Genomic DNA, 10,385 nt, shown 5'->3' on the forward strand with positions numbered 1-10,385 from the left:
TGTTTTTATTATGCCGACTCAGTGGTTATTTAGGATAGCCTGCCAATACTTTTTAAGATTTTTTGGCGCAAATGATGGCTATCCGCATGGCTCAGGTGAGCGAACCAAGCGGTTAATCTTCGCTCGAATTCGCTTTGGCTCAAAAGACCCGCTTCTAGCTCTCTTTGTAAACTTTGTAAACGCTGTCTTCCCCGTTGTAGGTTATCGCTACGAACTCGAATACGATCTGGCAACACTCGATATCCGACAAAATTCGCACCGTGAACAGTAGCGAAGAGTTGGCTTTTGACGGGATGAATTTTTAGCCGTAAGGTCGTAAGGTAGGCTTCTATATCCTGCCGTGCTTGTTGGAGTATCTCTTTGTCATCACTAAATAGAGCAAAGTCATCAACATAGCGCAAATATTGCTGAATTTTCAATTTTTCTTTGACAAAATGGTCAAATCCGTCTAAAAATACATTAGAAAAAAATTGACTGGTTAGATTACCGATAGGAAGTCCTCGACGACGTTGGAGCGGGGTTAGCAGGTCATCACCTGGATAGTAGTTAGATACGGGATCTTGGGGATTGCTACTATCAATAATTAGATCGATTAGGGCTAGGGTGCGGGGACATTTGAGTTTACGATGTAAGGTACTTTTTAGGATTTCATGGTCGATGCTGGGGAAATATTGACAGATATCGCATTGTAGAATATAGCGATTATGGCGAGCAAAGTGAATAAAGCGTTTTAAGGCGCGATGTGTCCCAAATCTAGTTCGATTGGCATAACTATCAAAGATAAAAGTACGCTCGATCGCAGGTACAATTATCCGACAGAGAGCGTGGTGGACAATGCGATCTCGATAGGGGGCCGCCGAAATTAGGCGTGGTTTGGGGTCTGTTATACGGAAACTGCGGTACTGACCGGGATGATAGGTCTGTTCGATTAGCTCATCTTGCAACTTGATTAAATTTTTCTCCCGTTCCGCGTTAAAGGCGAGGACATTAGGGCGATAGCGTTTACCTTGCTGCGCGAGCCGAGCGGCCGCTAGGAGGTTTTCAAATTCGATAATTTTTTCCCATGTATTGCCAATTCTAACGACCATTCTTTGTTCCGGTTAGGTTAACTGGTGGGATTTTCGTTTGGGATTTTAGCCAGCCCCCTAGTTCATTACCGATTTCGACTAAATATCGACTCAGATTTTCGTAACGTTTATCGGACATAATATTAAGGTCAACCATTAACCGTATTTGGTAGTAGAGAACCGACAATTTAGGGTTGAGAGAACGCAAAATTTCCTCTTTCTCTTGACTATACTTGGCTTCTATCAATCCTTCTAGTAATTGATAGAGATTATTGGCTATCCTTTCCCCTAGGGTAAAGCGATAATTGCGGGGAAGACGACTCAATATCGGGTTTAACCAGAGGATGAGGTCATAGGTTTTTTGAATAACTGACAATTCTTTTTCGTTGTGGTTCATGTGTACTAATTAGTCCCCAAAAAATCGCCGGAAAAGGGAAAAAGAGAAAAGAATAAAGGGAAATCAAGTCCTGGGGAAGCGGCAGACAACTCGAAAACCGTAGTAGTTGAGGTTGCGGTTGACGGGGTAGTTCCTGTAACGATTCGCACTGCGACAGTTCCTCGGATTGTAGTTCCAAGAACCGCCGCGTATCACCTTCGTATTTTTATCACTTAATAACTGCATAGTTATATTCTTATCTAGTAGATTAGTCGGGTTATTGTCGAACGCAAAGCGATCGCTACGCGAGATCGCCCTCTCTTCAGCATCCCACAGATCTATACACCATTCCCAGACGTTACCGTGCATATCCTGTAAACCAAAGGCGTTGGGGGGATAGTTACCGACAGGGGTTGTTTGCTTGGGGCTTGCCGTTTTTGCTTCGTCGGCGTAGGTTTGCTGTGAGTCGTAATTGGCTAGTTTTGCAGTTAGGGTCTCGCCGTAGTGGAAAGGGGGATATGATCCCCCCTGACCCCCCTTAACAAGGGGGGCTTCTGTATTGGCGTGACAGGCGTATTCCCATTGGGCTTCAGAGGGTAGGGCGTAGGGGAATTTGGTTAGCTTGGCTAGTCGTCCACAGTATTCGATCGCATCGAACCAACTCACATTTTCTACAGGCCGTAACCAATGACTCGTTTCCCCATAGTCGTCTTTAAATCGTGATGGGGTTAGGTCTAGATTATTTTTTATTTTTAAGTCTTTACGGCTGGCGATCGCCCACCATTGAGCTTGGGTAATGGGGGTTTGTGCCATAAAAAAGGGTTTTATATAGATAGTCTTACCGTCTTTGAGCAGAGTTCCGCCGGGGATGAGGAGCATTCTAATCTCGGTTAGCCCCGCGGGGGGTTGATCCTTCCTTTTGTTAAAGGGAATATCTTCTTCGTAATATTTAGCGGTGACGGGTTGACGTTTAATGATATTTCCTTGTCGATCGACAAATACAGTTTCCCCGTCCCATTGGGGTAAGTCTGTTTGTTCCGCTCGCTTATTATAGATAAAGAGTATCTGAGCTTCTAGCTCTTTAATGCCCGATTCGATCGCTAGTTCGTAGAGGTCGCCGTCTTCTAGGTTCAAGCTGGCGCACTGTTCCCGCAGGGCGATGAACTCGGTTTCGGCTTCACCTTCGAGGATGGTGAGCCTGCCGACTTCGATCATGGTGGTTTCTGGGGTGAATTGGGTGAGAAAGTCTTCTTCTCTAGCTGTTTGAGTCGCTTTTGGCTGACCTTGCTCTAATTGCTGTGCGATCGCCAGATATTTTCCCCCCAAATTCCTTAAAATACTGGCCGCCACTTCGGCAAAAGGACTAATGATGTCTTGTATATCTGTACCTACTTCTGTTGGAGGCTTTTTCAATTCAGCGAGGAAGTCTCGCAATTCTAGGTTCAGTTGTTTGGCAATATATTTGGAGACGCGATCGAATACATCTACTGTAGTAGAGCGAGTAGAACTGCATTGTAAAATTTTTCTTACTTCTGGATTGATAAAATCGTAGAGTACCGCATCTGGGTCAGATTCCTTAATCCCTAACGAACGAACGCGAAGAATACCGCCTAAAAATACTTCTGCGATTTGGACTTGACCAGCGGACGGTAACATTTCCTTACGGATCAATCGAACTACTGGCAGAAAAATTGTCGGTGCCGCCGCTAACAATTCTGCTAATTCTTGAGCTAGAAGCGAAGCATTATTGCGAAATCGTCTAACTATTTCTTCTGGAGTTAAATTTAGCTTACCCTCGGGTTCTAATTCTTCTTTGGTATCGGGAGTCAGTACAAATCCTGCTACTTTGGTGTCACCGCGCCCCACGACTACACCGCTCCATCGTGCGACACTGAGAGGTTCCAAAGTAAAAACAGGAATCTGTAAACGATTCTGTTCACGAAAGACGTTTTCCCAGAGCAGCACGTCTCTAATTTTTAATCGGCTATTAGTTAAACCAGGTTCATCACTAACTAAAGTTACTTTCGCTCCCAATCCCAAACCAGTTTTCAGCCAAAGCCATTCTGGAAGCATCTGCAATATAGCTAATGGACTCGATTGACTCCACAATTTTAAAAGCGGAAACATCTTGCCATCTTGCCAATAGGATGCCACGCAATCACTAACTACTACAATGAGGCGGCGACCATTAGGATTGAGTAATTCTTTAGGATGATAAACCCTAGAATTAATCTTGCTTAATCCTTCATAGAGAAATAGATTATTTTCCTTGGAAGCTAATTGCCAGACCCGCACATCACGAAAGATACCATAATGTTGCAGTACGGTTTTTAGATCTGCTAACGTTTGATGCCAAATATCCATCGAGGAACTGCGATCAAATACCAATGCTAGTTCTAACCAAGGTTCTAAGGCTGGTTTAAAAACAGGAACCAAGATTTTTCCGTCAGTCGCGGCAAAACTTTCGACTGTTCGTACTTCATCCAAAATACTCGGGCGATCCCGTGTAGGTACGCGCCGCAATAATGTTTTTAAGGCTTTTGCCAAAGATAAGGAACTGCCGAGATCTGATGGATTATCAACTGGAAAAGTTAAAGAACCACCGCCACCGCCACTGGATGAGTCTTTGCTTTGCTGTCGTGGGAATAACTGTCCCCCAGACTCTTTATTTTGTTGCCGATTGTTGTTGGGCAGTTGATTGTTGTTGGGCAGTTGATTGTTGTTTGGCTCCTCTTGGTTAACTTCTGCTTTACTTTCAGTAGATTCTACAATCTGAGGCGAATGGAGCAATAACCAGCACAAATCAGCTAATTCGTAGCTAGTCATTTCTAGCTCTGACTGATTGAGAGTCTTAAGTAACCGTTTGAATCGGTCTGATTTTGCCAGTGCGGAAGCATCGCTCATAATCCCTCGGTATCATTCAAGCTCTTAAACAGTAGCTCTTTCAAAGATTCGCAGTCGAGAGTAGATTCTGCACCACCAGTCAACATATATACAACGTTGAGGAGTTGATCCGTTGCCAAATCTTTTGCCAATTTTTCTTTACCCAGAAAATCTGTAATTAATTGACTAATGCGATCGCTAGACTGATCAAAATATTTATCACCCATGTGAGATTTGACTATGGATTTCAGATTATTAATGCCCGGATTAGGCATTTTGATTCTGATACAACGTCTTTTGAAGGCTGGAGGAAAATCCCTTTCCCCGTTACTGGTCATCACTACGATGGGGAAAGCATGGCATCCCACTATTCCGCTATTTAGCTTGACGGGATGAAGATTTTTATCCCAAGTAAAAACTGAAACTGGTTTATCGGGGTTTTTCTTTGTCCAACGTTTTAATTCGGGAATTTCATATTCGCCTTCTTCAAACAGATTGAGCAAGTCATTGGGTAAATTGATATCGCTTTTGTCTATCTCGTCTATTAAAAGCACTCTGGGTAAAGCTGAAGGAAGAAATGCCGTACCCAAAGCTCCTAAAGTGATATAAGAGCCAATATCTTGTTTGCCCTCGGAATCTGGTTCTTGTAAACGGGCGATCGCATCATAACGATACAAACCATCCTGAAGGGTCGTTCGAGCCGTAATCGACCATTTTAAAACCGGACCCAATCTCAGTTGGTATGCTAAGGCATAGGCAAGGGAGGTTTTTCCCGAACCGGGACGACCTGTCACTAACAGGGGACGACGCAAGCATAAAGCCGCATTTACCCCGGCGATGACTAGATCGATCGCTTTTTGAAGTTCAGTATTTTTAGAATCTGCTTCATTATTGGATATTTCTGACAAACGGAATTTTTCACCGCGATCGCGATCATTTTTTTCACTCTCGACAGGTTCCAATAAATTTAACCAACGTTCGGTATCTTTAGGGAGAATAGGTCTATTGAATTTTCTCCAAGGAGGTGGAGGCGGAAGATTGAGAGTTTCAGATGCTGGTAGCTGTTCCCCTCGACCATTAAAAGGATGCCAGTGAACTGATTTAGTTTCTTCTGCCATTTTATCTAGTTTCCTCCTATTATTTGTAAAGGCTTTTCGTCGGGTAAGATTTCTGGATCTTCTAACAACATACCGAGATAATAGCCAGGATACTGTTTACGCTCTGTTTCAGTTCTAGCCCCCCATACAACACTTCTTAGCTCCCAAGTTTTTTCAAGTAAACCACGACATCGATCGGATAAATTATCGCAACTCAGACATTGTGTAAATTCCTGTTCAAATTCTACCTCTGAGGGAATACTATCCCAATTCCAAACGGCTATGGGAATACCGCTATCAAAAATAGACTCAAAGAACCTCATACGCTCAATTTTATCGACAAAGAGAGAACCTTTTAATATAATCCCCCACAGATTCGAGCAATTTTTCATAAAAATCTCTAGTTTTTTCCAATTAGAGATTTGAGTATCTCCAAGAATCTCAATTATGTTAGAGGCTGGAGTATTATTTATATCATTAGCTAGAATATTCTTGGATATTTCACGACAATCACCATTCAAAAAAGTATGGATTCTTTCCCATCCTTTTTTGAGTGATCCAATGCGGCTATTTTTTCGTATGCGTTCTCTACTTCGTAAAAATAATCGGTAATTTCTTACCAATGATATAGTCGCTTCTTCTTCACAAATCATTGCCCAATTATCTAGACTAGAATGTAAATCGGAAAGTGGAATGAATACTTCTATTCTCAACTGATCAATTGCTTGACCCCGAAATTGAGGATCAGTTTCAAGATAATCAATGTATGATTTTATCGCTGTTGGAATATTTTCAAATTTAGGGCAATCAATACCATTTTTATTTTTAGATAATGAGATTTCAAATAGTTTACCCTGAATTTTAAACTGTCCTTGAACATTCCATTTGTCTTGATTCTGTCCATCGCCTAGTCTCTCAATTATGATTAATAAGATCGGTGGCAAGCAAGAACTATTTTCATTAATATTGGGGTCAAGTGCGGCTTCAGTTTTTTCCAATTTATGATTAGCTTTATCTAGCCATGATTTTATATGTCCATTATCATCTTTTAGTGATTGAGCTAATTTGATTATCAATAATAATCTAGGTTTGTATTGATTGAGAAATTCTTGTTTTAATAACTCATAATTCTTGGTAAAACACAAACTTTTGATATAAGAAGAATCTTCGTAATTTTTATTGATTTCTTTAATCTCAGAACAGGCTTTCCAAATATTTTTCCAATCAATTGTGTTGAGAATTGATTGTAGGTCTGTCCACAAACTTTCAAATGTCTCGTCGCAATCATTATTTTGTAATTTAACATCAAAAAGAGCAATCTCCTCTTTAGAGTTATTTCTTGCTTCTTGTTGTTGTCTGGCAAGATCGCTAACAACTTGAATTAAATTCTGAAAATAACTATTATTTTGTTCATAAAAATTAATCGCATCGATTAACTCATCAAATCGATCTGGAAATCCGCTTAATGCTTTGAGAATACTCAATACTGAATCACGAACAGTATTTCGTTCTTCTACTTGTTTGCCAATATCATGCAAAAAACCAATTACATCTCTTCTATTTTGAGTATCTCGGATAGAAGGGCAATTCTCTAAGGCTTCGATTAACTCATTAAATCCTAGATCGTTAGGTTTTATCGGTACTCTCAACAACATTGTTAATCAAACTCCTTTGGCAACATTTGTATTGCAGTTCTTCTTAAATTTTGCATAGCAACAGAATCATTTTCGTAGAGCATATCAATAACGTCTAATAGCTCTGCCAATCCCCCTGAATAACTGCGGGAAGTTCTAATTGCACTTAACACTACAGTATTTGCATTACCTTCCATGATTATGTTATTGGCTATTTCTTTCCTTAGATTCAAAATAATATCTTTTCGACTTTGGGAATCTCGAATTGACTGACATTGTAAAAAAAGATCGCGCAATAGTACTAATTCTTGGATAGTCAAATCACGAGGTAGCTGAACACTATCTCGTTCTCTTGCTTTAGTGGCTGGCTCAATTTCGCTAAATCGTTCTTTTCTATTGCCTCCCCAGTCTTGATACAGCAGAAATGAGGGAGTTTGCCTGGTTTGTCCATCCTCTCGAAGCTTAATGAAATTTTCCTGCACATTCTGCATAACCGCTTCCATATCTGGTGGCCAAAGCTCTGTATCTTTTGATGAGTTCAATTCATTCAATAGTTCCCGTGAAAATATACCCGTTTGCTCATCACTTTTATTAATCGCATATTCTCCCGGATTAGCCGCAAACATTGCCATTTGTTTTTGACTTGGCAAATGTTTACCAATAGAAAGAAGATCGTCCGGTGGAGTTATCTTTAATAATTGGGAATTGGCACAGGCATCGAAGATTAATAACTGCTGAGGTAAATTTTTATATAAATCGGTCTGCATAACATTAAGCTGGGCGGTTAAATTTAGATTTTTGAGATACTCCATTGTCGCATCGGCATAAATCAATCGGCGATCGCCTTGGGGAGCGATCCAACCGTGTCCCGACCAAAACAAGAAAAACAAACTTGCTGTTTTCTCTCTCGCGTCTTCACGCAGAGCTTTATTGACTATATCTTTGTTTGCTTCTAAGGGTTTACTATCGATGAGATTGGTAATCTTGTCAACAATTCCGACATTGCGATCGAGTGGCGACAGAAAAACCGAAATATTTTCAGGAGGCACATTGCGATCTCGTAACCATTGACAGAACTGATAAACATCATTGACCGGGCCATTCAAATCTGGAATGGAACTAGAATCAGCATACTTTTCGATTCCCACTAAAATTGCTTGTGTTGTCGATGGTTCAGCCATTAACTATCTTCTCCATCTTCTGCCAAACGGCATCCCAAACTTTGTCATTATTCCAATATGCACCGTGAGACTCAGGGAACGGTTGTTTACTGTCGATTTCGACATCTTGTATCTTTCCGGGGAATATTTTCTCCCCTACATAACTGAGAAAATCGTTGCGATCATAAATATTTAACCAATCGGGGAAAGTATCCGGCAGCTTGGCATTGGGATTATATTCCATCCCCACCAAAGCATTCAGTTCATAAAGAATCGGAGATTGAGAACCGATCGTCACCAACAAAGCCACTTGTGGTAATTGTTGTTCTAATAGCAAATCGACGGCAATAATACCACCCAAACTATGGGCGATTAATACGGTGGGATATTCCAGACGTTCAACGGTTGTGCGAACAAAGTCTCTAAGCTTTTGTCCCCTTGCTTGATACATCAAGATATCTCCCAAAGTGCCACTGTATTGTTCTGAAAATCCACTTCGCCTCCTTTGGAGATTATTGTTAATAATACGCCTGATTGTGCCAGAAATACTCTGTTTTACGCCAGATAAAAGTCCTTTTTCCGTGCCCCCTAGTTCCGCCGCTATTTGCTCGACAATATGATCTCGTAATCCCCCATTAACCGATAAGGCAAATTCCCCGTATTTATCTCTCACCAAAATAGCACTCTGGGCTACCAGCGCACGGGCGATCGCTATGCGGTATTCTCCTAATGGTTCCGTGGCGGATTCGATCGCTTTTTGATAATCGCTTTCGTTGACGATAATGGATTGGGATTGAGGAAAAAACTCGCCAATGCCAGCTTGATCGAGCATTTCTTGGAGATTAGAGGATGGATTTAAGGCTCGAACCCGATTATCCAAATCCTCGCCTAGCTTTTCCCCAAAAACAGTTCTTTTGTCCTCGGAACTTATGGTTAGGATTTGCAGTTCGATGAGCGGATCTTGATATAGTAACTCCCATAAACCCAGAACGTAGTCTTCATCAGTTAAATCGGTTTCTGAGGCTTTTTTTTGATCCGACACTGGAATAGATAGTCCCCCAGCATTTAACGTTGTGCCGAGTGAACCACCCCAGTAACACTTATGAAAACGCAAATTTTCATTGCGTTCTTTCAATTTTCGGCTAATGATACTAAAAGTTTTGCTATAGGCAGGTTCTCGTACCCCAGTACCGTGGATAAAAACTAGATCACAATCGCGTTCCTTCACCGACTCACCTCCTCGGTACATGAATAAGATTTGATCGAAGTCCTCAATTCCTTCATTTGTAGTTCCAGTTGACTTACCCGCTGACTCAACGGCACAGTCTCGGCACAGCCCAAGTAAGCAGCAATCGCACTGACGATCACATCCGTCTTGGACGTGCCAACCCGCTCGACGTACTGGTTGAGTTCGGCGAGGAGAGGTGGGGGAATTCGGACGGCGATTTGTGGTTTGCCCATAACAATTGCATTTCTTCTCCCGCCATGCTACCAAACGCATGACCAAGTATCAACACGCTAAATAAATCCCACAGCATCCCGGACATTATTTTCTCAAAAAAATCGACCCGCCCTTGGGCGGGAAAGAAAAGAAAAAAGAAAAAATAGGGAATGAGGGTAAAAGGGAAAAAAGAGGAAAAGGGTTAGAGAGTTCTCCCGAAAATGCAGACTACCCGAAAACCGTAATTGTTGATGCGGTTGACGCGGCGGAAGTAGTAGTCGTAGCGAATCGCGGAACGACAGTAAGTAGGATTGTAGCTCCAGGAACCGCCCCGCAGAGGAGAACGATTATCATTCCCATTTTCTATCCAGACACTGCCATCCGTCGGCGCACCGTCATAGTTATCGTGCCAGGTATCGGCGCACCACTCCCGGACATTGCCGTGCATATCGTACAGTCCAAAGGCGTTTGGGGGAAATTGTCCCACGGGAGTTGTTTCGTTTTGATATTCTCCGTTCGGTTCATCGGCGTAGGTATTACTGGCATTGTAGTTAGCCAATTCCCCCGTAATGGTTTCCCCAAAGTGAAACGGGGTGGTGGTTCCAGCACGACAAGCGTATTCCCATTCCGCTTCACTCGGTAGTCGGTATTCCCGAACCGTTAGTTTTGATAATCTCGCACAGAACTCGATCGCATCGTACCAGTTGACTTGTTCCACGGGACGGCG

The 10,385-nt window shown here is 42.1% G+C and carries 8 protein-coding genes; all 8 read right to left on the reverse strand.

Translation table 11 applies throughout. The features are described from left to right. Positions 1-29 precede the first annotated feature (29 nt). The gene (locus O9323_RS20645) at positions 30-1,088 is read right to left on the reverse strand and encodes an RNA-directed DNA polymerase (RefSeq protein ID WP_288125680.1); all 1,059 of its coding nucleotides are present in this window, start codon (positions 1,086-1,088) and stop codon (positions 30-32) included. After that, a complete protein-coding gene (gene avd / locus O9323_RS20650) occupies positions 1,078-1,464 on the reverse strand; it encodes a diversity-generating retroelement protein Avd (RefSeq protein ID WP_287075796.1) in 387 nt (128 codons plus the stop codon). The genes O9323_RS20645 and avd overlap by 11 nt, the downstream gene beginning before the upstream one ends. Positions 1,465-1,527: 63 nt before the next feature. Continuing rightward, positions 1,528-4,347, reverse strand: coding sequence for a formylglycine-generating enzyme family protein (locus O9323_RS20655; RefSeq protein WP_288125681.1), 2,820 nt, complete (start codon positions 4,345-4,347; stop codon positions 1,528-1,530). Next, positions 4,344-5,444, reverse strand: coding sequence for an AAA family ATPase (locus tag O9323_RS20660; RefSeq protein ID WP_288125682.1), 1,101 nt, complete (start codon positions 5,442-5,444; stop codon positions 4,344-4,346). The genes O9323_RS20655 and O9323_RS20660 overlap by 4 nt, the downstream gene beginning before the upstream one ends. Before the next feature lie 5 nt (positions 5,445-5,449). Continuing rightward, positions 5,450-7,078 (reverse strand): VMAP-C domain-containing protein, encoded by a 1,629-nt coding sequence (locus tag O9323_RS20665; RefSeq protein WP_288125683.1) that lies wholly within the window; start codon positions 7,076-7,078, stop codon positions 5,450-5,452. A gap of 2 nt (positions 7,079-7,080) precedes the next feature. Continuing rightward, entirely contained in the window at positions 7,081-8,238 is a 1,158-nt protein-coding gene (locus O9323_RS20670) for a caspase family protein (RefSeq protein WP_288125684.1), read from the reverse strand. Further along, positions 8,231-9,718 (reverse strand): lipase family protein, encoded by a 1,488-nt coding sequence (locus O9323_RS20675; protein WP_288125685.1) that lies wholly within the window; start codon positions 9,716-9,718, stop codon positions 8,231-8,233. Before O9323_RS20675 ends, O9323_RS20670 begins: the two co-directional genes overlap by 8 nt. A gap of 142 nt (positions 9,719-9,860) precedes the next feature. After that, a partial coding sequence (locus tag O9323_RS20680) for a formylglycine-generating enzyme family protein (RefSeq protein WP_288125686.1) occupies positions 9,861-10,385 on the reverse strand: 525 nt, incomplete at its 5' end.

The sequence above is a fragment of the Microcystis sp. LE19-131.1A genome, assembly GCF_027532015.1.
In the GTDB taxonomy this organism is placed as follows: Bacteria; Cyanobacteriota; Cyanobacteriia; order Cyanobacteriales; family Microcystaceae; genus Microcystis; species Microcystis ichthyoblabe_A.

Excerpts from the sequence above, each read along its gene's own strand:
- O9323_RS20645 (WP_288125680.1), bottom strand. The coding sequence starts at position 1,088 with ATGGTCGTTAGAATTGGCAATACATGGGAAAAAATTATCGAATTTGAA.
- O9323_RS20660 (WP_288125682.1), bottom strand. The coding sequence starts at position 5,444 with ATGGCAGAAGAAACTAAATCAGTTCACTGGCATCCTTTTAATGGTCGA.
- O9323_RS20655 (WP_288125681.1), bottom strand. The coding sequence starts at position 4,347 with ATGAGCGATGCTTCCGCACTGGCAAAATCAGACCGATTCAAACGGTTA.
- avd (WP_287075796.1), bottom strand. The coding sequence starts at position 1,464 with ATGAACCACAACGAAAAAGAATTGTCAGTTATTCAAAAAACCTATGAC.
- O9323_RS20675 (WP_288125685.1), bottom strand. The coding sequence starts at position 9,718 with ATGCGTTTGGTAGCATGGCGGGAGAAGAAATGCAATTGTTATGGGCAA.
- O9323_RS20670 (WP_288125684.1), bottom strand. The coding sequence starts at position 8,238 with ATGGCTGAACCATCGACAACACAAGCAATTTTAGTGGGAATCGAAAAG.
- O9323_RS20665 (WP_288125683.1), bottom strand. The coding sequence starts at position 7,078 with ATGTTGTTGAGAGTACCGATAAAACCTAACGATCTAGGATTTAATGAG.